Source organism: Bradyrhizobium sp. CCGE-LA001 (genome assembly GCF_000296215.2).
Taxonomy (GTDB): Bacteria; Pseudomonadota; Alphaproteobacteria; order Rhizobiales; family Xanthobacteraceae; genus Bradyrhizobium.
Map to the genome: position 1 here is coordinate 5,881,822 of NZ_CP013949.1, position 23,385 is coordinate 5,905,206.

At 64.9% G+C, this 23,385-nt stretch carries 26 protein-coding genes; 11 read left to right on the forward strand and 15 right to left on the reverse strand.

The features are described from left to right. Window positions 1-352: 352 nt before the first annotated feature. The 3 genes from BCCGELA001_RS27525 (at window position 353) to BCCGELA001_RS27530 (ending at window position 2,068) form a co-directional block, all read left to right on the forward strand. Window positions 353-1,444 (forward strand): AI-2E family transporter, encoded by a 1,092-nt coding sequence (locus BCCGELA001_RS27525; RefSeq protein WP_060736754.1) that lies wholly within the window; start codon window positions 353-355, stop codon window positions 1,442-1,444. 96 nt (window positions 1,445-1,540) lie between these two features. Continuing rightward, complete coding sequence (locus BCCGELA001_RS38505; RefSeq protein WP_008560823.1) at window positions 1,541-1,711, forward strand: hypothetical protein; 171 nt, start codon at window positions 1,541-1,543, stop codon at window positions 1,709-1,711. A gap of 93 nt (window positions 1,712-1,804) precedes the next feature. Continuing rightward, window positions 1,805-2,068 (forward strand): hypothetical protein, encoded by a 264-nt coding sequence (locus BCCGELA001_RS27530; protein ID WP_060736755.1) that lies wholly within the window; start codon window positions 1,805-1,807, stop codon window positions 2,066-2,068. Window positions 2,069-2,257: 189 nt separating this feature from the next. Here BCCGELA001_RS27530 and BCCGELA001_RS27535 read toward each other — a convergent pair whose 3' ends face one another. After that, a complete protein-coding gene (locus BCCGELA001_RS27535) occupies window positions 2,258-3,235 on the reverse strand; it encodes an ABC transporter substrate-binding protein (protein WP_060736756.1) in 978 nt (325 codons plus the stop codon). 275 nt (window positions 3,236-3,510) lie between these two features. Between BCCGELA001_RS27535 and BCCGELA001_RS27540 the strand changes: the two genes are divergently transcribed. Together BCCGELA001_RS27540 and BCCGELA001_RS37395 are read left to right on the forward strand one after the other, a co-directional pair. After that, window positions 3,511-4,650, forward strand: a complete 1,140-nt coding sequence (locus BCCGELA001_RS27540) for a helix-turn-helix transcriptional regulator (RefSeq protein WP_008560839.1) — start codon at window positions 3,511-3,513, stop codon at window positions 4,648-4,650. 143 nt (window positions 4,651-4,793) lie between these two features. After that, a complete protein-coding gene (locus BCCGELA001_RS37395; protein WP_144441496.1) occupies window positions 4,794-5,021 on the forward strand; it encodes a hypothetical protein in 228 nt (75 codons plus the stop codon). Window positions 5,022-5,094: 73 nt separating this feature from the next. On the opposite strand, the gene BCCGELA001_RS27545 is transcribed toward BCCGELA001_RS37395, so the two are convergent. The 4 genes from BCCGELA001_RS27545 to BCCGELA001_RS27560 all read right to left on the reverse strand — a co-directional run bounded on the left by BCCGELA001_RS27545 (window position 5,095) and on the right by BCCGELA001_RS27560 (window position 7,680). After that, on the reverse strand, window positions 5,095-5,280 hold the full coding sequence (locus tag BCCGELA001_RS27545; RefSeq protein WP_144441497.1) for an outer membrane protein: 186 nt from the start codon (window positions 5,278-5,280) through the stop codon (window positions 5,095-5,097). 135 nt (window positions 5,281-5,415) lie between these two features. Next, the gene (locus BCCGELA001_RS27550) at window positions 5,416-6,243 is read right to left on the reverse strand and encodes an extracellular solute-binding protein (protein ID WP_060736758.1); all 828 of its coding nucleotides are present in this window, start codon (window positions 6,241-6,243) and stop codon (window positions 5,416-5,418) included. Window positions 6,244-6,262: 19 nt separating this feature from the next. Next, window positions 6,263-6,985, reverse strand: a complete 723-nt coding sequence (locus tag BCCGELA001_RS27555) for an ABC transporter ATP-binding protein (RefSeq protein ID WP_060736759.1) — start codon at window positions 6,983-6,985, stop codon at window positions 6,263-6,265. A 2-nt stretch (window positions 6,986-6,987) separates the two neighbouring features. Continuing rightward, window positions 6,988-7,680, reverse strand: a complete 693-nt coding sequence (locus tag BCCGELA001_RS27560) for an ABC transporter permease (protein WP_008560853.1) — start codon at window positions 7,678-7,680, stop codon at window positions 6,988-6,990. A 73-nt stretch (window positions 7,681-7,753) separates the two neighbouring features. Here BCCGELA001_RS27560 and BCCGELA001_RS27565 point away from each other — a divergent pair, with 73 nt between their 5' ends. After that, window positions 7,754-8,638, forward strand: a complete 885-nt coding sequence (locus tag BCCGELA001_RS27565; RefSeq protein WP_060736760.1) for a helix-turn-helix transcriptional regulator — start codon at window positions 7,754-7,756, stop codon at window positions 8,636-8,638. A gap of 33 nt (window positions 8,639-8,671) precedes the next feature. Here BCCGELA001_RS27565 and BCCGELA001_RS27570 read toward each other — a convergent pair whose 3' ends face one another. The 4 genes from BCCGELA001_RS27570 to BCCGELA001_RS27585 are packed head-to-tail and all read right to left on the reverse strand — an operon-like array spanning window position 8,672 to window position 10,990. Next, on the reverse strand, window positions 8,672-9,082 hold the full coding sequence (locus BCCGELA001_RS27570) for a cupin domain-containing protein (RefSeq protein WP_060737874.1): 411 nt from the start codon (window positions 9,080-9,082) through the stop codon (window positions 8,672-8,674). A gap of 32 nt (window positions 9,083-9,114) precedes the next feature. Further along, window positions 9,115-9,567, reverse strand: coding sequence for a carboxymuconolactone decarboxylase family protein (locus BCCGELA001_RS27575; protein ID WP_008560866.1), 453 nt, complete (start codon window positions 9,565-9,567; stop codon window positions 9,115-9,117). 51 nt (window positions 9,568-9,618) lie between these two features. After that, the gene (locus tag BCCGELA001_RS27580; protein WP_083543401.1) at window positions 9,619-10,152 is read right to left on the reverse strand and encodes a YkgB family protein; all 534 of its coding nucleotides are present in this window, start codon (window positions 10,150-10,152) and stop codon (window positions 9,619-9,621) included. 28 nt (window positions 10,153-10,180) lie between these two features. Beyond that, window positions 10,181-10,990, reverse strand: coding sequence for an SDR family NAD(P)-dependent oxidoreductase (locus BCCGELA001_RS27585; RefSeq protein ID WP_008560869.1), 810 nt, complete (start codon window positions 10,988-10,990; stop codon window positions 10,181-10,183). A gap of 116 nt (window positions 10,991-11,106) precedes the next feature. Here BCCGELA001_RS27585 and BCCGELA001_RS27590 point away from each other — a divergent pair, with 116 nt between their 5' ends. Continuing rightward, the gene (locus tag BCCGELA001_RS27590) at window positions 11,107-12,039 is read left to right on the forward strand and encodes a LysR family transcriptional regulator (protein WP_060736761.1); all 933 of its coding nucleotides are present in this window, start codon (window positions 11,107-11,109) and stop codon (window positions 12,037-12,039) included. Window positions 12,040-12,142: 103 nt separating this feature from the next. Here BCCGELA001_RS27590 and BCCGELA001_RS38005 read toward each other — a convergent pair whose 3' ends face one another. From BCCGELA001_RS38005 to BCCGELA001_RS27615, 6 genes are all read right to left on the reverse strand, one after another. Further along, window positions 12,143-12,313: a hypothetical protein gene (locus tag BCCGELA001_RS38005; protein WP_156489493.1), complete on the reverse strand. Its 171-nt coding sequence runs from the start codon at window positions 12,311-12,313 to the stop codon at window positions 12,143-12,145. Between the two features lie 131 nt (window positions 12,314-12,444). Beyond that, window positions 12,445-13,215, reverse strand: coding sequence for a sulfite exporter TauE/SafE family protein (locus tag BCCGELA001_RS27595; protein ID WP_008560878.1), 771 nt, complete (start codon window positions 13,213-13,215; stop codon window positions 12,445-12,447). Next, window positions 13,212-14,468: a CCA tRNA nucleotidyltransferase gene (locus BCCGELA001_RS27600; RefSeq protein WP_060736762.1), complete on the reverse strand. Its 1,257-nt coding sequence runs from the start codon at window positions 14,466-14,468 to the stop codon at window positions 13,212-13,214. Before BCCGELA001_RS27600 ends, BCCGELA001_RS27595 begins: the two co-directional genes overlap by 4 nt. Before the next feature lie 10 nt (window positions 14,469-14,478). Continuing rightward, window positions 14,479-14,733 (reverse strand): DUF6111 family protein, encoded by a 255-nt coding sequence (locus BCCGELA001_RS27605; protein WP_008560889.1) that lies wholly within the window; start codon window positions 14,731-14,733, stop codon window positions 14,479-14,481. Next, entirely contained in the window at window positions 14,730-15,401 is a 672-nt protein-coding gene (locus BCCGELA001_RS27610; protein WP_008560891.1) for a CoA pyrophosphatase, read from the reverse strand. Before BCCGELA001_RS27610 ends, BCCGELA001_RS27605 begins: the two co-directional genes overlap by 4 nt. Next, window positions 15,398-16,009 carry a DUF1285 domain-containing protein gene (locus BCCGELA001_RS27615; protein WP_008560893.1) on the reverse strand — a complete coding sequence of 204 codons (612 nt, stop codon included), beginning with the start codon at window positions 16,007-16,009 and terminating at the stop codon, window positions 15,398-15,400. The genes BCCGELA001_RS27610 and BCCGELA001_RS27615 overlap by 4 nt, the downstream gene beginning before the upstream one ends. 289 nt (window positions 16,010-16,298) lie before the next feature. Here BCCGELA001_RS27615 and BCCGELA001_RS27620 point away from each other — a divergent pair, with 289 nt between their 5' ends. The 4 genes from BCCGELA001_RS27620 (at window position 16,299) to BCCGELA001_RS27635 (ending at window position 23,292) form a co-directional block, all read left to right on the forward strand. Then, window positions 16,299-17,297, forward strand: coding sequence for an AAA family ATPase (locus tag BCCGELA001_RS27620; RefSeq protein ID WP_060736763.1), 999 nt, complete (start codon window positions 16,299-16,301; stop codon window positions 17,295-17,297). Beyond that, window positions 17,297-18,241 (forward strand): DUF58 domain-containing protein, encoded by a 945-nt coding sequence (locus BCCGELA001_RS27625; protein ID WP_060736764.1) that lies wholly within the window; start codon window positions 17,297-17,299, stop codon window positions 18,239-18,241. The genes BCCGELA001_RS27620 and BCCGELA001_RS27625 overlap by 1 nt, the downstream gene beginning before the upstream one ends. Further along, complete coding sequence (locus BCCGELA001_RS27630) at window positions 18,238-21,051, forward strand: DUF4159 domain-containing protein (RefSeq protein ID WP_060736765.1); 2,814 nt, start codon at window positions 18,238-18,240, stop codon at window positions 21,049-21,051. The genes BCCGELA001_RS27625 and BCCGELA001_RS27630 overlap by 4 nt, the downstream gene beginning before the upstream one ends. A gap of 177 nt (window positions 21,052-21,228) precedes the next feature. Next, window positions 21,229-23,292, forward strand: a complete 2,064-nt coding sequence (locus tag BCCGELA001_RS27635; RefSeq protein WP_060736766.1) for a hypothetical protein — start codon at window positions 21,229-21,231, stop codon at window positions 23,290-23,292. Window positions 23,293-23,385 lie beyond the last annotated feature (93 nt).

The window sequence follows — 23,385 nt, forward strand, 5'->3', positions numbered from 1 at the left end:
CGGATTCATAAAGAAAAAGTGCTTGCTTGTCGGAGAAATGCCGCCTCGGTGTGAAGAAGCGGCGCTGCAGCAACTGCTGGCTTGCCTGCTCAGTGCGGCCGGCATGCAGACCTCATCGTTCGGCCGGAGCAAGCGGATGACGACTGGCATCCCGTCCCGCAGAAATTCGCTGCGAGCATAATTTGCTGCGTCGACCTGTGTTTTGGCACCGCGTTTGGTGGCGGCATCCGCACGCCATCTGTGGTGAAGCCGTGTTCTGCCGACCATCCGTTGATCTGGATCAAGCTCGCAGACCGGGGGCGGCCCTCGACTCCAGGGATGGCGTCACTCCACTGGATGCAGGCCTCACATCTTGAAAACGCTTCGTCACCTTTTCTCTAGCGACGATATCGTGCAACTCGCGATCAGGCTTGGACTGCTGGCGCTGCTGATCCTGTGGACCTTCTTCATCATCAAGCCGTTCGTGCCGATCCTGACCTGGAGCGCGGTGCTTGCCGTGGCATTCTATCCCGCCTTCACTTGGCTGGCCAAATGCCTAGGGGGTCGCCCGCGGACGGCGGCGATCATCCTGACCGTGATCATGCTCGGCATCGTCATCGGTCCCGCGGCCTGGCTTGGCATCAGCGCTGTCGAGGGGATCAAGGACATTGCAAGCCAGATCGGCACCGGCGACGTCGTGCTCCAAGCCGCGCCCGAGCAAATCAAGGGGTGGCCGTTGATCGGCCCGCACCTTTATGATCTCTGGAACCTCGCCTACACCAATGTCCGGGCCGTGCTGCGCGAGATCACGCCCTATCTGAAACCGATTGCAGGTGTCCTGTTGTCGCTCGCCGGCAGCGCGGGAGTCGGGACGCTGCAATTCCTGCTGTCGGTGCTGATGGCCGGCTTCCTGTTTCCCCATGGCCCTCGGCTTGCAGGCGCGATCCGTGGCTTCCTGTTCCGGATCGTGCCGGGCCAGAGCGAGCATTTCCTGGAGCTCTCCGGTGCGACTATCCGCGCGGTGTCGCAAGGCGTGATCGGGGTTGCGATCATCCAGGCGCTGTTGGCCGGCGTGGGCTTCAAGCTGGCCGCTATTCCGAGCGCGGGGCTGCTCGCGATCATCGTGATGTTGCTCTCGATCGTGCAGATCGGCGCGGCCGTCGTTTTCCTCCCCGTGGTGATCTGGGTTTGGATGAGCATGGATGTCATGCCGGCGCTGCTGTTCACCATCTTCTTCGCCATCGTCGGTCTGCTCGACAACATCCTGAAGCCGTTGGTGATGGGGCGCGGACTGACCACGCCGACGCTGGTCATCCTGGTCGGGGTGATCGGCGGAACCATCGCGCACGGGATCATCGGCCTCTTCATCGGGCCGATCATCCTCGCCGTTGCCTGGGAGCTCGTGGCGGCCTGGATCCGCATCGAGCGTGCAGTGGAGGTGCCACACGTCGTCGCCGACCGTTGACCTAAATCAACATTGCCGAGCGCCGGCCACCTACGGCAATTGGATCTGCCCGCAACAGAATTCCTACTATCCTAGTTGACGGGAGCGAGGTCGGTTATGGCCGGAACCAACAAGCTATCGGTCGAGAAAGCTCTCGACAAGCTGCGCCAGGATGATCAGCCCAAATCGAGCAGCGAACGACTGGACGAAAAGAGTGAAGACCTCGGTCGAGAGATCAAGCGAATGAGGGCTCAGCGATTGCGACTCGAACGCAAGTCGTCGAAGTAAAGCAGACGACCGGCAGCGGCCTGCGCAGGTGTGGCCAGGTTCGCCATGCCTGTCAGGCAGTGGGATCGAGCAGACAAAGGCTGGAGAAAGTCGATGTGGGTGCTGATGTATGTCTTTTCCTATTCCATCAGTCCCGCCGCGACGAACGACAAGGCCGAATGGCGGCTGCTTCCAACGGTCGTCTTCCAGGAGTTCTCCAATGAGGAGCGGTGCCGGAAAGCCAAAGTCACGCTTGAAGGAAGTTTGAGCGAGGCGGGAGCCAAGCTCAGAAGCGGGTTGGAAGATTTGAAGAGCCTCGGCAAAGCGGATCCGGCCCAGATCATTATCGCATACAACGTGGAATGCCTGCCTAAATAGACATATGCAGCGGGTTCGACCCGGTGCTCGAATGAGACAACCACGCTGGCCCACTCGCCTTATGGAGCGGAAGACACTCCGCATCACAATACATCAGAAGGTCTGCTTTGGGTCCACACGCAGTCCGGCGGCGCTTGCGTAAGGTCAGCTACGGCCACAAGCCGCCCTTCGCTTGGAGCAAACTAAACCCTATTCGATCACCTCGTCAGCGCGAAGTAGTAATGAGGTCGGCACGCTGAGGCCGAGCGCCTTGGCAGTTCTCATGTTGATCACCAACTCGTATTTGATCGGCAGTTCTACAGGTATATCGGCAGGTTTGGCGCCTTTGAATATCTTATCGACGTAGGCTCCTGCGCGGCGGAACAGTTCTGTCACATCGGGCCCGTAGACGATCAATCCGCCGATGGCGAATTGACGCCAGAGATGCAACGCCGGCAGTCGATGCTTCGCGGCGAGTTCGACAACTCGGGGGCCTTGGACAACGGTCAGGGCATCGCCCAAGACAATCAATGCCTCAGCACGCTGGTCGGCGGCCGAGGCGAAAGCAGTGTCGAGCTCCTCTGGAGTGGTCGCCTCGACAATCTGCAGAGCTATGCCCAAATTCCGCGCCGTGCGAGGTACCTCCTCGGCCAATACCAGCCTGTGCATTGGGTTACCGCGATTGACCAGGATCGCGATGTTCGATGCGCCAGGCACCAGCTCGCGGAGGATGTCTATCGATTTTGACAGCGCGACCCCCTGGGAGGTCGCAAGGCCCGTTATGTTGCCTCCTGGCCGCGACAGACTTCGCACCAGGCCAAGCCCCACCGGATCAAAAACAGCCACGAAGACTATCGGAATGGTCGCGGCCGCCGATTTCAGGGCTTCGGCTGCTCGAGGTCCCGCAGCGATCAGCACATCGGGCCGGAGAGCAATCAGCTCGTCAACCGAACTTGATAGTCGGTCCGGCGGTTGGGAAAACCGATACTCGACTGCCAGGTTTTCTCCATCGATCCATCCGTGCCTTCGCAGCCCATCGAACAGAGCCAGTTCGGCTTGATTGAGTGCCTTCCCGCTTCCATCACCTAAAGCAAGAAAGCCGAGCCGACGACGTTTCCCCTGGGCGCGCGAACAACGGAGCGAAATAAGCAGCGCTGCAGTGCCTGCTATGAACGTCCGCCGTTGCATTCGACCCTCATCACGGCGCGAGGACCAATGCGCATAGTATCACGTCTCGATAATCGCCGCCCTCTGTGCTGCATATGTTGCGGCGCGAAGCGGCTCGTGGCTCAGGACAAATATGGGCTACGGTGCGTGAGGCTCCGACGGCCAAGATGACGATGTCTGCTCCGCCACTGCCGCGCTACGCTGCCTGCCAAGAGCGTCGGGCTCCTTTTCTTCATAGCGGAACCACTGAAGAGCCAGGTCGATCCCTCCGCATAAGGGCTGATTGCGTCGCCCGGATGTCCGGCTATAATTGCGTCATTGATGTTGTCGTACTGCGCATGAACGGATTTGGGCATCTCGATCATCTGATTGACCGCATCTACGAGGCCGGGCTGATCACCTCATTGTGGCCCGAGATCCTCGGTGAAATCGGTCACGCTATTGGTGGGAATGGCGGCCTGCTCTTCGCCGTCCGCGACGGCTATGTCAGTGCGGTCAACTCCGTCAATCACAACGAGGCCATGCCTCTTTTCCTGAAGGAAGGATGGAGCGAGCGCGATCCGTTGCTGCCGCGTGCCGCCGCGCTCAACTACGCCGGCTTCCTCAACGATGGAGACCTCGTGTCGGAGGAGGAGATTGCGACCAACGACGTGTACTGCAATTTCTACCGCAAGCACGGGCTCGGTTACAGAGCGGGAACGATCATCCCGATACCGAGTGGCGATTCGATTGCGATCGTCATGCCACGCCACCAGGACAATGGACCGGTGCCGCGCGAAATCGTCTCGTTCCTGGATGACTTGAGGCCGCATCTGGCTCGGGCTTGCCTGACTGCAAACCGCCTGGGCTTCGAGCGTGCGCGCGCACAGGCCGATGCGCTGCAGGTGATCGGGCTGCCCGGAGCGATCTTGCGCGAAGGCGGCCGATTGCTCGCGGCAAACGGCCTGTTCGAATCGCTGATGCCGTCGATGTTCCACGACCGCGTCGAGCGTCTGACTTTGACTGATGCCACCGCGGACGGTCTGTTCGTCGCGGCGCTGGGCACTCCGTTCGTCGGCAATAGACGGACCGTCAAATCCGTTGCCATCGCAGCGGCGATGGATCGCGTCGCGATGGTCCTGCATGTCCTCCCGGTGCGCGGATCGGCCCGCGATGTCTTCACTCGCGCCACCTTCATGGTCGTCGTGACTCCGGTCGATCGCGGCGCGGTGCCGACTGCGGAAGTCCTGCAAGGGCTATTCGACCTGACGCCGGCCGAGGCCCAGGTCGCGCGCGGCGTCGCACGGGCAGAATCGCTGGATGCGCTCGCCGCAGCAATCGGCGTTACGCGAGAGACGGTGCGTACGCAGCTCAAAGCCGTGCTTTCGAAGACCGGTCTTTCGCGCCAGCAGGAACTCGTCAGCCTGCTCGCCGGGAAGGCCTTACACGGCGGCTGAGCTGTCGTCCGTCCGCAGGCCGCGGATCGGACTGGGATCATCGACCTCGCGTTTTCGACCGGACTGCCCAGACAGTGCAAGCCGCTCATCACCCAAATGGGTGAAGACACAAGTCGGCCCTCCGAGTTCAAGTCCGGAGTTGGATGTTTGACGAGAAGCGGCGGCGAATGGTCAGACCGGAATTTCCGATATTCGAAGTGAACCTGGTGCAACGCAGGCGAAGGAAATGGACCTGGAGCATCTGCACCAGCGACGGCGCGGTCGTCGTGCAGGGCCGGGAAGCAAGTCGGCCTGCCGCAAAGTATCGAGCTGACCGAGCGCTGTTCATGCTGCTGCTGACCGCGCCCTATCGGTCGCGACTTCCCGTATAGGAAGGCTCTCCCGGGCAAAGCAGGCTCTGGTGCGCAGAGCGGAGTGTCCCCCGCCCTGCAAATGTCGGCCGCATCAGAACCGATAGTTGATACCGCCCTTGGCCGTATGAAGCTGAACCTCGGTGTCCGTGAAGGACGCTCCAGGGAATGCAAGAGCATTATTGTTCGACTTTCCGAGACCGATGTAGACGTATTCGGCCTTGAACGTCCAGCGCGGGTCAAAAGCCCATTCAATGCCGCCGCTCGCGGAGAAACCCACCTGGACCTCCGAGGACGACGCGCTGCGCGTCAAGGCACCCAAGGGCTGTCAAACGCCGCTTCTGCCCGCAAAACATGTATGGCGCGACACAGCCAAGATTATCGCGACGCTGTGAAGCTCATGCGGCCGCCCGCATCACGCGCCCGGGTCGCCTGCGTTGGCGTAGAACAGTTGCTCGCCGTTGATCTTGTAGTCGGTGATGGCTTTCTGTCCTTCCGGCGAAACAAGCCAATCAATGAACTGCTGGCCAAGCTCCTGCTTCACGTTCGGGTGCTTCTGCGGGTTCACAAGGATGACGCCGTATTGGTTGAACAGCCGCTTGTCCCCTTCAACGACGATCGCAAGCGGGCCACGGTTCTTGAATGAAAGCCACGTGCCGCGGTCGGCGAGCACATAGGCATTGGCCGCCGAGGCGGCGTTGAGCGCAGCGCCCATTCCCTGCCCGATCTCCTTGTACCAGGCGCTCTTGTCCTTCGCGATGTCGATGCCGGCAGCATTCCAGAGATTGAGCTCCGCTTGATGCGTACCCGATTTGTCGCCTCTCGAGATGAATGCGACGCCCTTCTCCTTGATCGCCTTCAGGGCCGCCACGATATCCTTCGTGCCTTTGACGCCCGCCGGGTCGCTCTCGGGTCCGATCAGGACGAAATCGTTGTACATCACCGGGTAGCGCTTCACGCCGGCCCCTTCGGCCACGAACTTTTCCTCGGCCGGCTTGGCATGGACGAATACGACATCGGCATCACCGCGGCGGCCGGTATCGAGCGCCTGTCCCGTTCCCTGAGCGACCACCCTCACGGCAATCCCGGTCTTGTCCTTGAACAGCGGCAGGATGTGGCCGAATAGGCCGGAGTCCTGGGTCGATGTCGTCGAGGCGACCACGATCGACTTTTCCTGCGCAAAGGCGGGGCCGCCCAGCACAACACAGGCGGCGATCGCAATGAGGTGGCGGCGGCTCAGCATTTCCATTTCTCCGTCTCGATCAGATGACTAGTTCTCCGGCGACGAACTTCCTCGCCTCGGCCGTTTCAGGCGCGGTGAAGAAAGACGACGCAGCGGCCGTTTCGATAACGCGGCCGCGATGAAGCATGACGATGTCACCAGCCAGCCGGCGGGCTTCGCCGATATCATGGGTCGACATGACCACTTTGATCCCGCGTTCGCTGACGGCGCGGATCACATCCTCGACGGCTTTGGTCGCAGCCGGATCGAGGCTCGCAGTGGGCTCGTCGAGGAATAGGACGGCGGGATCACGGACGAGCGCGCGCGCCAGCGCGAGCCGCTGCTGTTCACCACCGGACAACCGGCGGGCAGGACGGTCGGCAACGTGGTCGAGCCCGACGAGCCCGAGAACCTCGCTGGCGCGTCGCTTCCATTCTGCGCGCGGCAGGCCCGCAACGCGCAAGGCGTAACGGATATTGCCGCTCGCACTCCGCCTGAGCATGACCGGGCGCTGGAACACGATGGCACGCCGCAACGGTGCAACATCGATCCGGCCACCCCAGGTGATGCGCCCGCGTGTCGGCGACACCAACCCCATGGCCGCGCGCAGCAGCGTCGTCTTTCCGGCGCCGTTCGGGCCGACGAGGACGGTCGGCGCGCCCGCGGTCAGATTCAGGTCGATGCCGTCCAGGATGGTCAATGGACCAACCGAGAAGGTCACGTTCTCGAATCGAATCGGAAGCTCGGTGGACGGCGCACGCATGCCTATCCCGCCCATCGCTCGCTCGCGCGCCGTGCCGTCCACGCGAGAATGTTGACGGCGAGCACGATCGTGATCAGCACGATGCCGAGGCCGACAGCGAGAGGCAGATCGCCTTTCGAGGTCTCCAGCGCGATGGCGGTCGTCATCGTGCGGGTGAACCCGTCGATGTTGCCGCCGACGATCATGATGGCGCCGACCTCCGCCGCAGCCCGGCCGAACCCGGCGAGCAGCGCGGTGATGAGGCTGAAGCGCGCGTCCCAAACCAGCGTCGCCACCCGGCCCACCGGACCGACGTTCATGGCCGTCAACTCGTCCCGGTATTCGCTCCACAGATCCTCGATCGTTTGCCGCGTCAGCGCGGCAATGATCGGTGCGACCAATATCGTTTGCGCGACGACCATGGCTGCGGGGGTGAACAACAGACCCCATGACCCCAGCGGCCCCGAACGCGAGAGCGCGAGAAAAACACCGAGCCCAACTACCACGGGCGGCAGCCCCATCAGCGCGTTGAGGATGACAATGGTGGCCTGCCGGCCGGGGAACCGGGTGAGCGCGAGAAGTGCCCCAAAGGGCACGCCGAGGATGGCTGCAAGTGCAACGGCGGACAGGCTGACCGCCAGCGAGAGCCGCACGATCGCGAACAGCGCGGGATCTCCGGCAAGCACAAGGTCGAGGGCGGACGCGTTCTCGGGCATATGCAATATTGCGCCGATTGTTCCGATATGGTCAAATTCGGAATAGTTTCATGAATCTGCAGGTGCATTCCGGATGCGTGAGCTACTCACGACTGAGGAGGCCGCTGAATTCCTCCGCCTTTCGGAGCGCAAGCTCTACGAGCTGGTGGCGAAGAACGCCGTGCCCTGCACCAAAGTGACCGGCAAATGGCTGTTCCCGCGCGCCGCGCTCAACCGATGGCTGACGGCCGGGATGTCTCCTACGGCGATATCGCGGGAGCCGGCGCCGCCGATCGTCGGCGGCAGTCATGACCCGCTGCTGGAATGGGCGCTTCGGGAAAGCGGCTGCGGATTGGCGAGCCTTCCGGAAGGCAGCGGAGAAGGGATACGGCGGCTGACCGGCGGCGAGATCATGATGGCCGCGATCCACCTTCACGCCCTCGACGAGGACGGCGAGCAAACCAATGTTGCCCGGATCGCCGATACCCAAGACCTGAGCGACGCGGTCGTCATCGCTTTTGCCCGGCGAGAGCAAGGCTTGGTCGTCGCACCGGGCAATCCGCTGAAGCTTGGCGATCTTGCCTCCGTCGCAAAGTCCAGAGCGCGCCTGGCGCAGCGGCCGCGCGGCGCCGGCGCGCAGCTTCTCATGATGACCTTGCTCGCACGCGAGGGCGTCGCCATCGGTGAGCTCGCGCTGCAGCAGCCCGTTTGCGCAACCGGCGATGAAATCGGTCACGCCGTGCGCGCGGGAAAAGCCGATTGCGGAATTGCGACCCGATCCGTTGCGCGCACGGCGGGGCTCGATTTCGTGCCGCTGACGTGGGAGCGCTTCGATCTTGCCCTGCGGCAGCACGATTATTTCCTGCCGCAGCCGCAGAAACTGTTCGGCTTCTTTCGTTCAGCTCCGTTCACGGAAAGGGCGAAAGAGCTGGGGGGCTACGACATCACCGATATCGGCAGTGTCCGGCTGGTGAATTGAGCTCCCGAACTCTCGTGGCCGGATCGCGGCGCTTCACCGCCCGAGCGTCAGCAGCGGCTTGCCCTTCTCGACGATGTAGGTCGCGAGCTCCGCCGCGTTGCCGGTGCCGACGTTCCTCACCGCGTGGTGGGTCCCAAGCGGAATGAGCAGCACGTCGCCGGCCCTGAGCACCACCGGCGCTCTGCCGTCGAGCCGATATTCGAGCTCGCCTTCGATGAGATAGACGAGCTCTTCGCCGGGATGGCTGTGCCTGGCAGCGTCCACGCCGGGAGGGAAGTCCACGCGCACCTGGATGACCTCACGTCCGGGGATGCTCAGATTCTCCCTCATGAGATGAGTGCGCTTGATGTCTCCAAGCGAGGGTTCGGCGGCCTGGGCGCCGAGCGGAGCCCAGAGGGCCGCGGCGATCAGCGCCGCGGCCGCGAATCTCGGATGCGATTTCATGGCAGGTGCCTTTCGTTGCAAGAACTGGGTCATCACGCGGCAATCGCCGGAGGTGTCGCGCGGAAACTGATGGCCATGCGGTTGTAGGCGTTCATCAGGCTAATCGCGATGGTGAGGTCCACGAGCTCGCGCTCGTCGAAGACGGCGCGCGCGGCCTGGTAGGCCTCCTCGGGCACGTTGGTCTCCGCAACGCGCGTGACCGTCTCGGTCCATGCAAGGGCAGCGCGTTCGCGCTCATCGAAGAGAGCGCCAGCCTCACGCCATGCCTGAAGCAGTGCGAGCTTCTCGATGCCGACGCCCTTCTTGAGCAGGTCGCGCGTATGCGTGTCGAGGCAGTAGGCGCAATTGTTGATCTGCGAGATTCGTAAGTAGACCAGCTCGACCAGCGTTGCCGGCAGCTTGCTCTGCGTGACGTAGCCATAGACGCCGCCCAGCGCTTTCACGCCTGCCGGCGCGATCTGGTTGTAGTCGAGACGCTTGCTCATTGTCGTGCTCCATGATGCGTTGTTGAATGACCGGATTTTCGATCCGGGTGCTCATTTGCGAATGATCGACTTCAGCGAGTCGACGAAGACCCAGAACGAGGCGGCGAACAGGCCGACGTCTTTCAGGAGGAATTGCCCAGGCGCCACGGTGATCGCGGGCAAGCCGAGCTCCGGCACCACGACGCCCGGCGTCGAGACCATGAAGCTGACGGTGGTGACGAACAGTCCGGCCGAAAGAAAACCGCCGGCAACGGAGAAGAACGGGCTCACCAGCCGCAGCGCGATCAAAAGGCCGATGCTCAGTTCGACGAAGCCGAGGAAGGTGGAGAAGCCGCGCACCGAGAACACGGCGTAGAACCAGCTCAGCAACGGGCTGTTCTCCACCAGCGGCACCAGCCCCTGGGCTTCGTAGTCGGTGAACTTCATGCCGCCGAACCAGACGTAGATAATCGCAAGCGACACATAGAGGCCGATGCGGCTGACCGGCTCGGCGTAGACGATCAGGCGTTCGGCCTGGTCGCGCCAGCGGATGGTGAAGCCCAGCGTGATGGGCGAGATCGGCAGCTCAGTTATGATGCGTGACATCGTTATCTCCATTCTTTGTGTGGGGGGCTTACGCGTTGACCGGCGTGTGCAGATTGTAGCGAGGGGCGGGAATGGCGCTGGACAGCTTGTCCGTCATGGCAAGGCGCGCCGTCTCGTAGCGGTCCCATTCCGACTTTTCCGCCAGCGAGGGGATCGTCACGGTCTCACCGAGGTCGAGGCCGGCGAGCGCCGCATCGACCATGTCATCGGCCGACATCACGATGGCTGCCGGCAATTGGTGAACCGGGGTGCCGGCGACGTCCCAGAACTCGGTCGCAGTGGCACCCGGCAGCACCGCCTGCACACGCACGCCCTTGCCGGCGAGCTCGTGAACGAGCGACTGGCTGAAGGCGAGCACGAAGGCTTTGGTGCCGCCATAGACGCCGTTCAGCACCTCCGGCGCGATCGCGACGATGGACGCGATGTTGATGATGGTGCCGTGGCCGCGCGCGACAAATCGGGGGGCCGCTGCGTAGGTCAGCCGCGTCAACGCGCCGACGTTGAGGTGGATCATGTCCGACATCTTCTCGACGTCGGACGCCACGAGCGGAGCGGCGGAGCCGACACCGGCGTTGTTCACCAGCATCGAGATGCCGGCATTGTCTTTCAGGATCTGCTCGACGCGCTGCAGGTCGGCGGTCGACGTGAGGTCGGCCTCGACCGTCTCCACCTGGCGTCCGGTCTCGTTGGCGAGCCGGCGCGCCAGCGATGCGAGGCGCTGTCGGTTGCGCGCGACAAGAATGAGATCGTAGCCGCGCTTGGCGAGGCGATCGGCATAGATGGCGCCGATGCCGGTCGATGCGCCCGTGATGAGGGCCGTGCCTTGGGTCTGGGTCATGTCCGTCTCCGTTGATTGGCTGCCGTTGTGACGACCGGGAGATGAATAGACCCTTCCGAAATCGTCGGGTATCTGGCAAAATCGAGATGCATCCTTCCAAAAAATGGAAGTAACGAATGGATCGTCTCGAGGGCATGTCGATCGTGCTGGCCGTCGCGGAGGCCGGAAGCCTGTCGGCGGCGGCCCGGCGTCACAAAATGCCGCTGGCCACGGTGAGCCGGAAAGTCTCCGAGCTGGAGGCGCATCTGCGCACCAAGCTGTTTAGCCGGTCGAGCCGCGTGCTGGTCCCTACCGATGCGGGGCGCTCCTACATCGCTGCGGCCAAGCGGATCCTTGCCGATGTCAGCGAGGCCGAACGCGTCGCGTCCGGCGAGTACACGACGCCCCGCGGAGATTTGAGCGTCACGACCTTGGTCGCGCTCGGCCGCCTCTGCCTGCAGCCGATCCTGGCGGAATTCCTGGCGGCATTCCCCGAAGTGGATGTTCAGCTCAACCTGCAGGATCGCACAATCAATCTCCTGGACGAGCATATCGACGTCGCGCTTCGCGTCGGCGATCTCGCCGACAGCAGCCTGATCGCCGTGCGCATCGGGGAAATCCATCGCGTGGCCTGTGCCAGCCCGGCCTATCTGAAAGCGCGCGGGACGCCGAAGGCGCCCGACGATCTCTCCGTGCACGACTGTGTGAGCTATCCGCCGATGCAGTCGCCGACGACGTGGCGGTTCAGGCGCGAGGGGACCGAATATGCGGTGCCGGTACGCTCACGCTTCGTCGCGAGCAGTCTCGAATCCGCCGCCGATGCCGCGCGCGCAGGCATAGGGATCACCGTCGCATTCTCGTATCTGGTCGCCGATTCCGTGAAATCCGGTGAGCTGATCCCGCTCCTGCAGGACTTTCAGCCGCCGCCGCAACCCGTCAGCTTCGTCTATTCGCCCAACCGCTTCATGCCAGCCAAATTGCGCGCTTTTCTCGACTTTGCCTCACCGCGCATCAAGGCGCGCCTCTCCGACATTCCCAAGGAATTGCTGCCGCGGCGAACGCGGCAATAGCGCAGAACGGGAGAATTTAAGGCCGGGGGTGGAGTCAGACTGCCTCACGAAACAGAGCTCAACAAGAGCGTCGGTCTTGTGCCGTCGTCAAACGCGACGCGGCTCAGCTGTTTCTGGCTTGAACAAGACTCTCTTCGTTGTTCGCCAGATCATCATAGGAATCGGCGATCTTCTGATACTGACCCCGAGCGGTTTCGTCGGCCATCAGTTCGGACTTGGCTCGAAACTCTTCCGCCTGATCGCGATACCGCTTTGCCTGGGCTTCGTGATCCATGATGCGCCTCCTGCCGGGATGCTAACCCAGGGGTGTTAGATTGGTTCCCCGCAATATTTTGCTTATCCGAAGACCTGACCTGCCGTGGCGCCTGAGTTCGCGGCTCATTCCGCAGCCCGGACGTGGCGGGACTACGCCATCACCTGCCTCGCCGCCGCCGAGATCATCACCAGCCCGCCGATGATCACGGCAGCGTCGAGGATGGCGGTGTGGATGTGCACCGGCATCCGTTCGACGAAGGCCTTTGCCAGGAACGCGCCGGGGACGGCGACGGCGCCGATCAGCAGCGCGAAGGCGAGCACCTGCGCGGTCACCGCGCCGGCGAGACCGAACACGGAGATCTTGATGAGGCCGGTGCCGAGCGAGATCATCGCGTCGGTCGCGATCACGGCGGCGCCTTCGAGGCCTGCGGCCATCAGGAGCGAGAGCAGGATCACGCCGGAGCCTGAGGTGCCGCCGACCAGCACGCCGTAACCGACCGAGCCGGCGGCAAGGCCGCCATCGCCGATCCTCACCTGTCGGCGGCGGAGCACGCGGCGCAGCGGCACGCTCAGGATCAACATGGCGCCGATCACGAGTGCGGCGCCCGCATTGGTGAGACGCGTGTAGCCGTAAGCACCGAGCGCCGTCGTCAGCGCCGCGCAGGCGAGCACGATCAGCGCGCGGCGGCGATCGGCATAACGGATGTAAGCGAGTGCACGGCTGGAATTGGTGAGCATCGCGGAGATCGCGATGATCGGCACGACCGGTTCGGCGCCGACCAGCGGCACCAGCACCAAAGGCATGAGGGCGCCGGTGCCGTAGCCGGCGAGACCACCGATGATCGAAGCAAACAACGCCATCATTGCGACCAGCAGGAGCTGGAAAATCGAGATGTCGGCGAAGCCTGAGACGATGGTCACGTTCTCTCATCGCGGCTGATGCGAGCCGCAGCTTGATCGGCGATGGCAGCGAGCGCGGCTTGCTCTAGTGGAAAATCCGCCGCGAGCCAAGCGTCCTCGGCGAGCGTCAGCACATGTCCGAGCGCGGGTCCTTCGGCGAGACCGCGCGCGATGAAGTCGGCGGCCTTCAGCGGAAATTTCGGTGCAGTCCAGCGCTGCGGCAGCTCGGCAAGCGCTCGCCATCGCGTCGAAGTGACGTCGCCGCCGGCGCGCGCCCAGCCCAGCAACACGCGATCGTGATAGGGCTCCGCACCGAGTCGATAGAGCAGCCGCCGTGCATTGGCCTCGTCCTTGGTGGCGAGACGCCACCAGCGGTGTCCCATCGAATCCAGCGCCTTGATCTCGGCATTGGAGAGTCTCAAGCGCGCGGTGAGGCGCTTGGCATCCTCGGTCACAGCGACCGACAGCGCGGCGAGGCGCCGCGTGCTGCTGGCGGCGAGGCCGAGCTCGCGCTCGATCGCGATCATCGCCGACAGCGGCCCGGTGTAGACGACGCCGCCGGTCAGCGCTTGCAGCAAGCCGCCCTCGGCCATCGCCAACACGGCCGCAGAGGCACCGCCCGCGACCAGCAGCTTGAGCATCTCCATGCGCACCCGTTCGGCCGAGAGGCTGGCAAGTCCCGCGCGTCCCCGGATGCAGGCGAGATAGCCGTCGCGGTCGGGTTCGCCGCCACCGAAGGCGGCGTGAATGCGGAAGAAGCGCAGGATGCGTAAAAAATCCTCGGCGATGCGCTGATTGGGATCGCCGATGAAGCGCACGCGTCGCGCTCTGGCATCGGCGATGCCGCCGACATAATCGTGAACGACACCGCGCATGTCGACCGACAGGCCGTTCATGGTGAAGTCGCGCCGCTCGGCGTCCTTCACCCAATCGCGGCCGAAGGCGACCTTTGCCTTGCGACCAAACGTTTCGGTGTCCTCGCGCAGCGTCGTCACTTCGTACGGCTTGCTGTCGATGACGAGCGTGACGGTGCCGTGATCGATGCCGGTCGGCACGCTCTTGATGCCGGCGGCCTTGGCGCGTCGCATCACCTCGTCCGGCAGCGCCGTGGTCGCGATGTCGATGTCGCCGGGCACGAGACCGAGCAGCGCGTTGCGCACCGCGCCGCCGACCACCCGCGCCTCCTCGCCCTCCGCATTGAGCAATTGCAGGACGCGCGCGGTCCCGCCAGCGATCAGCCAGGGCGCATCGGCGAGTAACGGCTCCGCGCTCATCGTCCAGCCCTTATTTCTGCGGCACGAACTTGCCATTTTCGACATGCGCGGGAACGTAGGTCGAATCCGGCCCGGCGCCATAATGCGCCATGCCGATCATCCCCGCGATCACCAGCACCAGCGCGACCAGAGCGAGGCGCGCGACGATGTAGACCGGCCAGGACGATCGCGCGAACAGGCCGGACCGGCTCGCGGCCAGAAACAGCGCATAGACGGCGAAGGGAATGAGGAAAATTCCGATCTCGGTGAGAATCGGTCGGATCATGATGAATAGATCCGCTCATAAAGCACGCGCAGCATACCGGCCGTCGCCCCCCAGATGTAGCGTTCCGCGAACGGCATCGCGTAGTACGACCGCGCCATGCCGCGGAATTCCTTGCTGTGCACCTGGTGGTTCACCGGGTTCATCAGGAAGGACAGCGGCACCTCGAAGGCGTCGTCAACCTCGGACTGGTTGATCGTGAGTTCGAAGCCCGGCTTGACCCTCGCGACCGTCGGCAGGATGCGGAAGCCGAAGGCCGTGCCGTAGAGATCGAGATAGCCGATCGGCTCGACGAAATTCCTCGACAGCCCGACCTCCTCCTCCGCCTCGCGCAGCGCCGCATCGAGCGGCGAGGAATCGGTCGCGTCGATCTTGCCGCCGGGAAAGGCGATCTGGCCGGCATGGTCGTTGAGATGCGCCGAGCGCTGCGTCAACAGGATGGTCGGCTCCGGATGATCGACCACTGCGATCAGGACCGCTGCGGGGCGCACCGGCTGCTCGCGCGCGATGATCTCGAGCATCTTGTCGGTGCCGGGATCGCCCGACGCGGGAATGATGTTGGGATCGTAGAGGCCGGGCGGCACGTCGAAGCCGAGCCTCGCCTTCGAGCGGGCAAAGAAATCCGCCGCGCCAATCACGGCCGGATCGTTCTTCGGGATAGGCTTGTTCAAAGCGCGGCCCTCACCTGCTCCGCATTGGCCATGGCGAAGAATTCTCCTGATGATTCGACGCCGAACATCGGCTGGCCATCGACCATCCGCTCCTCGCCCATGTCAACCAGATCGTAATAGAGCGCGCGGGTCACCTTGGCCCAGAGGTCGGCGCGGACGTGCAAATACGGCATCAACCCGCCGTCCTTGGCCTCTTCGAAGCGCAACCGGTGCGCGGCATCGCAGGTGACCCAGTCGTCGACATTGGTGCGGAAGCTCAGCACGCGATCGCGGCCCTCGCCGTGACTGAGCATCTCGACGGCCATGAACGGCGCGTCGTCGACGCGAATGCCGACCTTCTCCACCGGCGTCACCAGGAAATGCTTGTCGCCCTCACGCTTGAGGATGGTCGAGAACAGGCGGACCAGCGCATGACGGCCGATTGGTGTCCCCATGTAGAACCAAGTACCATCGGAGGCGATTCGGATATCGAGATCGCCGCAAAACGGCGGATTCCACAGATGCACCGGAGGCAGGTCCTTTTTGGCGCCTTCGGCACTGGCAGCACTTTTGGCGGCGGCAGTCAGCCCGTCGAGACCGCGATCGGCGCTCTGCCCTTGGTTCGCCATGGTTTGCCCTGACTTTGTCATTTGGCACGGATGTTATTTGGCACGATTGGTGCAGGTCTACGTTGTATGTTGGCGCTCGGTTCCACCCCGGATGAGCCCGGTGTGGGAGGTCGCCACTTCGTGATGCCGTACATAACCCGAAGCCGATAAGGTGGGGATAGGTTAATTCAACGAATACATGGCCTTCCTGCAAGTCTAGCATGGGGCCCATGATCTGGCGTGATGACCTGAAGTGAGCAGTGACGTGACGACGCAAGCAAGCCGCGAGGCCGGCTGAAGGAGCGAGCGAATGGCGGAAAGTGTCGAGAAACTCGAGGACGGGATCGTCCGTTCGGCCGAGCAGGTATCAGGCCAGATTCGCGCGGCGAAGGACGCGATCGCGTCCGTCATCTTCGGTCAGGACCGCGTGATCGAGAACACGCTCGTCACCATCCTCTCCGGCGGCCATGCGCTCTTGATCGGCGTCCCCGGCCTCGCTAAGACCAAGCTGGTCGAGACGCTCGGCGTCACGCTCGGTCTCGACGCCAAGCGCATCCAGTTCACGCCCGACCTGATGCCGTCGGACATTCTCGGCGCCGAGGTGCTGGACGAGAGCACTGCGGGCAAGCGCGCCTTCCGCTTCATCGCGGGGCCGGTATTCGCGCAGCTGTTGATGGCCGACGAGATCAACCGCGCCAGCCCGCGCACACAATCAGCGCTGCTGCAGGCCATGCAGGAGCAGCACATCACGGTGGCCGGCGCGCGCCACGATCTGCCGAAACCCTTCCACGTGCTCGCCACGCAAAACCCGCTGGAGCAGGAAGGCACCTATCCGCTGCCCGAGGCGCAGCTCGACCGCTTCCTGATGGAGATCGACGTCGACTATCCCGATCGCGATGCCGAACGCCGCATCCTGTTCGAGACCACCGGCGCCGAGGAGACGCTGGCCAGGGGCGCGATGACGCCCGACGCGCTGATCACGGCGCAGCGGCTGATCCGCCGCCTGCCGGTCGGCGATTCCGTGGTGGAGGCGATCCTGTCGCTGGTGCGCTCGGCCCGTCCGGGTCCGGACGCCGGCGAAGCCGGCAAGTTCATCGCCTGGGGCCCCGGCCCGCGCGCCAGCCAATCCCTGATGCTGGCCGTGCGCGCACGCGCGCTGATCGACGGTCGCCTCGCGCCCTCGATCGACGACGTGCTCGACCTCGCCGAGCCCGTGCTCAAGCACCGCATGGCGCTGACCTTCCAGGCACGCGCCGAAGGCCGCACCATTCCGGACGTGATCCGGCAATTGAAGACACGGATCGGTTGATGGCGGCAGAGAACGGGCACACAGCGAAGGAGATCATCGCGATCCGACGTGCCGATGGCGAAAGCCGCACGCTCGCCGCTTCACTGCCGCGCCTGGTGCTCGAGGCCCGCCGTATCGCCGCCAACGTCATCCACGGTTTGCATGGCCGCCGCCGCGCCGGCTCCGGCGAAAACTTCTGGCAGTACCGCCGCTTCATCTCGGGCGAGCCGGCGCAGAACGTCGACTGGCGCCGCTCGGCGCGTGACGACCATCTTTACGTCCGCGAGCTCGAATGGGAGGCCTCGCACACGGTCTGGATCTGGCCCGACCGCTCGCCCTCGATGGCATTCGCCTCGAAGACCGCGCGCGAATCCAAGCTTGAACGCACGCTGATCGTCGCTTTCGCGCTGGCCGAGCTGCTGGTCTCCGGCGGCGAGCGCGTCGGCATTCCCGGCCTGATGGCGCCAACCGCGAGCCGCAGCGTCATCGACAAGATGGCGCAGGCGATGCTGCATGACGATGCCGACCGCCTCAGCCTGCCGCCGTCCTTCGTGCCGTCGGCGCTGGCCGAGACCATCGTGCTGTCGGATTTCTGGTCGCCGATCGCGGAGATCAAGACGACGCTGGCAGGGCTCTCCGGCTCCGGCGCGCACGGCACGCTGGTGCAAATCGTCGATCCCGCCGAGGAGACGTTCCCCTATTCCGGCCGCGTCGAGTTCGTCGAGCCGGAAGGCTTTGGCGTGATCACCGCCGGCCGCGCCGAGAGCTGGGCGCAGGATTACACCGAACGGCTCACCCTGCACCGTGACCAGATCCGCGCCGAGACCAGCAAGCTCGACTGGCTGTTCACCACGCACACGACCGACCGCTCCGCCGCCGAGCTCTTGCTGTTCCTGCACGCCGGCATGCAGGTGAGCAAGTCCGGTGCCCGCACCACGACGATCAAGGCGGGGCCGGCCGCATGATGGGACTGCCGCTCGCCTTCACCCAACCGCTGCTTTTGATCGGCCTCATCAGCCTGCCGGTGCTGTGGTGGCTGCTGCGGGTGACGCCGCCGCGGCCGCGCCGCATCGAATTTCCGCCGACGCGGCTGCTGTTCGACATCGCGCCAAGGGAAGAGACGCCCTCGCGGACGCCGTGGTGGCTGACCGCATTGCGGCTCTTGGCTGCGGCTTTGGTCATTTTCGCCGCCGCCGGCCCGATCTGGAATCCGCAGACAGGCGCCGCTGGCAGCAAGGCGCCGCTGATGATCATGCTCGACGACGGCTGGAGCGCTGCCTCGCACTGGGATGTCAGGATCCGGGCCGCTGACGAGCTGATCGCCAACGCCGACAATGACCGCCGCGCCATCGCGCTGGTGCAGCTGTCGGAGCCGAACCGCGACATCACGCTGATGCCGGCAGGTGCCGCTCGCGTGGCGCTGCGCCAGCTCGCGCCAAAGCCCTATTCGATCGACCGCGTCGAGACGCTCGCCGCGATCGACCGTTTCCTGAAAGCCACCGGCGATTGCGAGATCGCCTGGCTCTCCGACGGCGTCGACACCGGGCGCGGCGAGGAATTCGTGACGGGCCTCGGCAAGACCATCGGTGATCGCAGCCTGACCATCTTCGACGGCGGCACCTCTGCGCCGCTGGCGCTGGTCGCGGCCGAGAACGCCGCCGCCAGGATGACGGTAAAGGTGCTGCGCACCGACAGCGGCATTGCCGCCGGCACCGTGCGCGCGCTGGACCAGAAGGCGTCCCCGATCGGCGAGGCCCGCTATTCGTTCGGCCCGCAGGACAAGGAGACCGACGCGTCGTTCGATCTTCCGGTCGAGCTGCGCAACGACATCACGCGGCTCGAGATCTCGGGCGAGCGCTCCGCCGGCGCGGTGCAGCTGCTCGACAAGCGCTGGCGCCGCCGCGCCATCGGCATCGTCTCGGGCGCGACCAGCGAGACCGCGCAGCCGCTGCTGGCGCCGACCTTTTATCTCACTCGCGCGCTGGCGCCGTTCGCCGACGTGCGGCTCGCAGACAAGGGCTCGCCGCAGCAGGGCATCACCCAGTTCCTCGATCAGAAGCTGCCGATGATCATCCTCGCCGATGTCGGCACGATCGCGCCTGAGCTGCGCGAGCGCCTCAATGCCTGGATCGACCAGGGCGGCGTACTGGTGCGGTTCGCAGGGCCCCGATTGGCGCAGGCCGAGGACGATCTCGTGCCGGTCAAGCTGCGCAAAGGCGGCCGCACGCTCGGCGGCAGCCTGACCTGGGAGAAGCCGCAGCATCTCGCCTCCTTCGCCGCCGACGGTCCGTTCGCCGGCGTCGCGGTGCCCAAGGACGTCGCCGTCAGCCGCCAGGTGCTGGCCGAGCCCGACGCGGTGCTCGCCACCAAGAGCTGGGCTTCGCTGGAGGACGGCACGCCGCTGGTGACGGGAGAGCATCGCGGCAAGGGCCTCGTCAGCCTGTTCCATGTCAGCGCCGACATGCGCTGGTCGGACCTGCCGATGTCGGGCACCTTCGTCGAAATGCTGCGGCGGGTGGTCGACATGTCCGGCTACACCTCCAAGCCCGGTGCCGGAGTCGCGAGCGAAGCGACCACTGAAACGGTGGCGCCGCTGCACATTCTCGACGGTTTCGGCGCCTTCGGACCGCCGCCGGCGACCGCAAAGCCGCTGCCGGCCGATTATCGCGACCGCGCCACACCCGATCATCCGCCGGGCTTCTATGGTCCAGCCGAAGGACCGCTCGCCGTGAACACGCTCGCCAGCGCCGACCGCATCGCAGCCCTGAATACCGCGAGCCTGCGGGCCCGGCACGCCACCTACACCAATGCCGAGCCGCGCGACTTGCGCGGCTGGCTGCTGTCGACGGCGCTGTCGCTGTTCCTGATCGACGCCATCATCGTCGCGCTGCTCGGCGGCGGTCTTGCTGCGCTGCTGCGCCGCCGCGCCGCGCCTGCGATGATCGTGCTCGGTCTCGCGCTTGCGGGCTTCGCGGTGCTTTCGCCCACGCCGGCGCGCGCCGATAGCGCGTCCGACGAGTTCGCGATGAAGGCAGTGTCTCAGACCCGCCTCGCTTATGTCGTAACAGGCAATGCCGACGTCGATTCCATCGTCAAGGCCGGCATGAACGGGCTGACGCTGTTCCTGGCGCAGCGCACGGCGCTGGAAGCCGGCGATCCGGTCGGCGTCGATCCCGCGCGCGACGAGCTCGCCTTCTTCCCGCTGATCTACTGGCCGATCGTGCCCGGTGCGCCGAAGCCACCGCAGGACGCCATCAACAAGATCGACGCCTATATGAAGCAGGGCGGCACGGTGCTGTTCGACACCCGCGATGCGATCGAGGCCCCGCCCGGCGCGAACGGCGCGGCGCAGACCCCCGCCATGCGGACGCTGCGTGAGATCCTGTCCTCGCTCGACGTGCCCGAGCTCGAACCGGTGCCGCGCGAGCACGTGCTGACCAAGACCTTCTATCTCTTGCGCGACTTCCCCGGGCGCTTCGTCACCGGCCAGACCTGGGTCGAGACACTGCCGCGCGACGAGGACGAGGACAGTGCGCAGCGGCCGGCGCGCGGCGGCGACGGCGTCTCGCCGATCATCATCACTTCGAACGACCTTGCCGGCGCCTGGGCGGTGCGGCCCGACGGGCAAGCCATGCTGCCGGTGACCGGCGGCGACAGCCGCCAGCGCGAATTCGCCTACCGCGCCGGCGCCAACATCGTGATGTACACGCTGACCGGCAACTACAAGGCCGATCAGGTGCACGCACCGGCGCTGATCGAACGGCTGGGGCAATGATGCGGGTTTTGAATCTGAATGCCCGTAAGATGAAGCCGTCATGCCCGGGCATAGCCGTTCGAAGAACGGCGTCGCTTGGCTCGCCTATGTGCCGGGCATTCACGTTCTTCGTGCCGCATGGCAATCCGTGGATGGCCGGGACAAGCCCGGCCATGATGAGGCCGAGAGAGTGACGTCATGAACTACGGTATCGCGTTCACCCCGCTCGTTCCCACCATCGTGCTGTGGCTCGCGCTCGCCGCGATCGTCGTCGTCGCGCTTGTGCTGCTGCTGGCGCGGGCGCGCGGCGCGGCCGTGCGCGTGGCCGCGCTGGCGCTGTTCCTGCTGGCGCTCGCCAATCCGTCCTTCACCCGGGAGGACCGCGATCCCCTCACCTCCGTCGCCGCCGTCGTCGTCGACAAGAGTCCGAGCCAGAATTTCGGCAACCGCAACCGCGAGGCCGCCCAGGCGCAGGAAGCGCTCGTCGACAGCCTGAAGAAGATCAAGGGGCTCGAGGTCCGCGTCGTCGACGCTGGCCAAGCCGACGGCGAGACCGACGGCACGAAACTGTTCGGCGCCCTCGCCTCGGCCTTGTCGGATGTGCCGGTCGACCGCGTCGCCGGCGCGTTCCTGATCACCGACGGCCGCGTCCACGACATTCCCGCGAACGCCGCCGCGCTCGGCTTCCAGGCACCGGTGCACGCGCTGATCACCGGGCAGAAGGACGAGCGTGACCGCCGCATCGCGATCACGGCAGCGCCGCGCTTCGGCATCGTCGGGCAGACCCAGACCATCAGCTACCGGCTCGACGACCAGGGCGTCTCCGGCGAGCGCGCCAAGGTCACGGTCCGCCGCGACGGCGAGGTCATCAACGAGCGCACGCTGTCGAGCGGCCAGGCAGCGAGCGTCGACGTCGACATCAAACATGCCGGCCCGAACATCGTCGAGATCGAGGCCTCGCCGCTCGAACGCGAATTGACGCCGGTGAACAACCGCGCCGTCGTCGCGATCGACGGCGTGCGCGACAAGCTGCGCGTGCTGCTGGTCTCGGGCGAACCGCATTCGGGCGAGCGCACCTGGCGCAATCTGCTCAAGTCCGACGCCAGCGTCGACCTCGTGCATTTCACCATTCTGCGGCCGCCGGAGAAGCAGGACGGCACGCCGATCAACGAATTATCGCTGATCGCGTTTCCGACCCGCGAGCTGTTCCAGCAGAAGATCAACGAATTCCAGCTGATCATCTTCGACCGCTACGCCCGCCAGGGTGTGCTGCCGATCGCCTATTTCGACAACATCGCGCGCTATGTACGCGGCGGCGGCGCGGTGCTGGTCTCGGCCGGTCCAGACTACGCCTCCAACACCAGCATCTGGCGCACGCCGCTGGATTCGGTGTTGCCGGCCGAACCCGTCGGTGTGACGGAGAAGCCGTTCTATGCGCATCTGTCCGACATCGGCAAACGCCATCCCGTCACGCGCGGGCTGGAGGGCTCGGGGAGCGAACCGCCGCGCTGGAGCCGGTTCTTCCGCACCGTCGATACCCGCAATGCGGTCAACCCGCCGGTCATGACCGGCGTGGACGGTAAGCCGCTGCTGTTCCTGTCGCGCTTTGGCGAGGGCCGCGTCGCGCTTCTGCTGTCCGACCACATCTGGTTGTGGGCGCGCGGCTATGAAGGCGGCGGCCCGCATCTCGACCTGCTCAGGCGAACGTCGCACTGGCTGATGAAGCAGCCGGATCTCGACGAAGAGGCGCTGCGCCTCCAGGTGCAGGGCAAGAATCTCATCGTGGTGCGCCAGACCATGGCGGATAGCGTGCAGCCGGTGAATGTGACATCGCCGTCGGGCGTGTCGCAGGACCTGACCCTGTCGCCTGCCGATCCCGGCGAGTGGCGCGCCAGCCTGCCGGCCAGCGAGCTCGGCCTGTGGCAGGCGACCGACGGCACGCTGAAGGCGCTGATCAATGTCGGCCCGACCAATCCGAAGGAGTTTTCGGAAGTCACCTCCACCACCGACACGTTGAAGCCGCTGACACAGGCGACCGGCGGCGACGCCGTGCGCGTGGCCAGCGGTTCCAGCGTCGAGCTGCCGCGCATCCTGCCGGTACGCTCGGTCGGCATGTTCCATGGCGACGGCTGGATGGGCGTGCGGATGCGCGATGCCAGCGTGGTGAAAGGCGTCGGCGTGCTGCCGATCTTCGCCGGCGTGATCGGCCTTCTGCTGCTGCTCGGCGCCTTCGCCGCGACCTGGGTCCGCGAAGGGCGCTAGTTGCCCGAACGACACATCGGGCCGGCGCTCTGCTTGCGCCGATCCGACCGCCGTTGACATCCGTGAACCGCTCGGGCGATGTTACACTATAAC

Coding starts and splice junctions, on each gene's coding strand:
- BCCGELA001_RS27535 (WP_060736756.1), bottom strand. CDS start 3,235: ATGCAACGGCGGACGTTCATAGCAGGCACTGCAGCGCTGCTTATTTCG.
- BCCGELA001_RS27625 (WP_060736764.1), top strand. CDS start 17,297: ATGGCGGCAGAGAACGGGCACACAGCGAAGGAGATCATCGCGATCCGA.
- BCCGELA001_RS37395 (WP_144441496.1), top strand. CDS start 4,794: ATGTTTGACGAGAAGCGGCGGCGAATGGTCAGACCGGAATTTCCGATA.
- BCCGELA001_RS27530 (WP_060736755.1), top strand. CDS start 1,805: ATGTGGGTGCTGATGTATGTCTTTTCCTATTCCATCAGTCCCGCCGCG.
- BCCGELA001_RS27630 (WP_060736765.1), top strand. CDS start 18,238: ATGATGGGACTGCCGCTCGCCTTCACCCAACCGCTGCTTTTGATCGGC.
- BCCGELA001_RS27580 (WP_083543401.1), bottom strand. CDS start 10,152: ATGTCACGCATCATAACTGAGCTGCCGATCTCGCCCATCACGCTGGGC.
- BCCGELA001_RS38005 (WP_156489493.1), bottom strand. CDS start 12,313: ATGGATCACGAAGCCCAGGCAAAGCGGTATCGCGATCAGGCGGAAGAG.
- BCCGELA001_RS27615 (WP_008560893.1), bottom strand. CDS start 16,009: ATGGCGAACCAAGGGCAGAGCGCCGATCGCGGTCTCGACGGGCTGACT.
- BCCGELA001_RS27585 (WP_008560869.1), bottom strand. CDS start 10,990: ATGACCCAGACCCAAGGCACGGCCCTCATCACGGGCGCATCGACCGGC.
- BCCGELA001_RS27605 (WP_008560889.1), bottom strand. CDS start 14,733: ATGATCCGACCGATTCTCACCGAGATCGGAATTTTCCTCATTCCCTTC.
- BCCGELA001_RS27555 (WP_060736759.1), bottom strand. CDS start 6,985: ATGCGTGCGCCGTCCACCGAGCTTCCGATTCGATTCGAGAACGTGACC.
- BCCGELA001_RS27590 (WP_060736761.1), top strand. CDS start 11,107: ATGGATCGTCTCGAGGGCATGTCGATCGTGCTGGCCGTCGCGGAGGCC.
- BCCGELA001_RS27600 (WP_060736762.1), bottom strand. CDS start 14,468: ATGAGCGCGGAGCCGTTACTCGCCGATGCGCCCTGGCTGATCGCTGGC.
- BCCGELA001_RS27635 (WP_060736766.1), top strand. CDS start 21,229: ATGAACTACGGTATCGCGTTCACCCCGCTCGTTCCCACCATCGTGCTG.
- BCCGELA001_RS27620 (WP_060736763.1), top strand. CDS start 16,299: ATGGCGGAAAGTGTCGAGAAACTCGAGGACGGGATCGTCCGTTCGGCC.
- BCCGELA001_RS38505 (WP_008560823.1), top strand. CDS start 1,541: ATGGCCGGAACCAACAAGCTATCGGTCGAGAAAGCTCTCGACAAGCTG.
- BCCGELA001_RS27570 (WP_060737874.1), bottom strand. CDS start 9,082: ATGAAATCGCATCCGAGATTCGCGGCCGCGGCGCTGATCGCCGCGGCC.
- BCCGELA001_RS27540 (WP_008560839.1), top strand. CDS start 3,511: ATGTCCGGCTATAATTGCGTCATTGATGTTGTCGTACTGCGCATGAAC.
- BCCGELA001_RS27575 (WP_008560866.1), bottom strand. CDS start 9,567: ATGAGCAAGCGTCTCGACTACAACCAGATCGCGCCGGCAGGCGTGAAA.
- BCCGELA001_RS27550 (WP_060736758.1), bottom strand. CDS start 6,243: ATGCTGAGCCGCCGCCACCTCATTGCGATCGCCGCCTGTGTTGTGCTG.
- BCCGELA001_RS27560 (WP_008560853.1), bottom strand. CDS start 7,680: ATGCCCGAGAACGCGTCCGCCCTCGACCTTGTGCTTGCCGGAGATCCC.
- BCCGELA001_RS27565 (WP_060736760.1), top strand. CDS start 7,754: ATGCGTGAGCTACTCACGACTGAGGAGGCCGCTGAATTCCTCCGCCTT.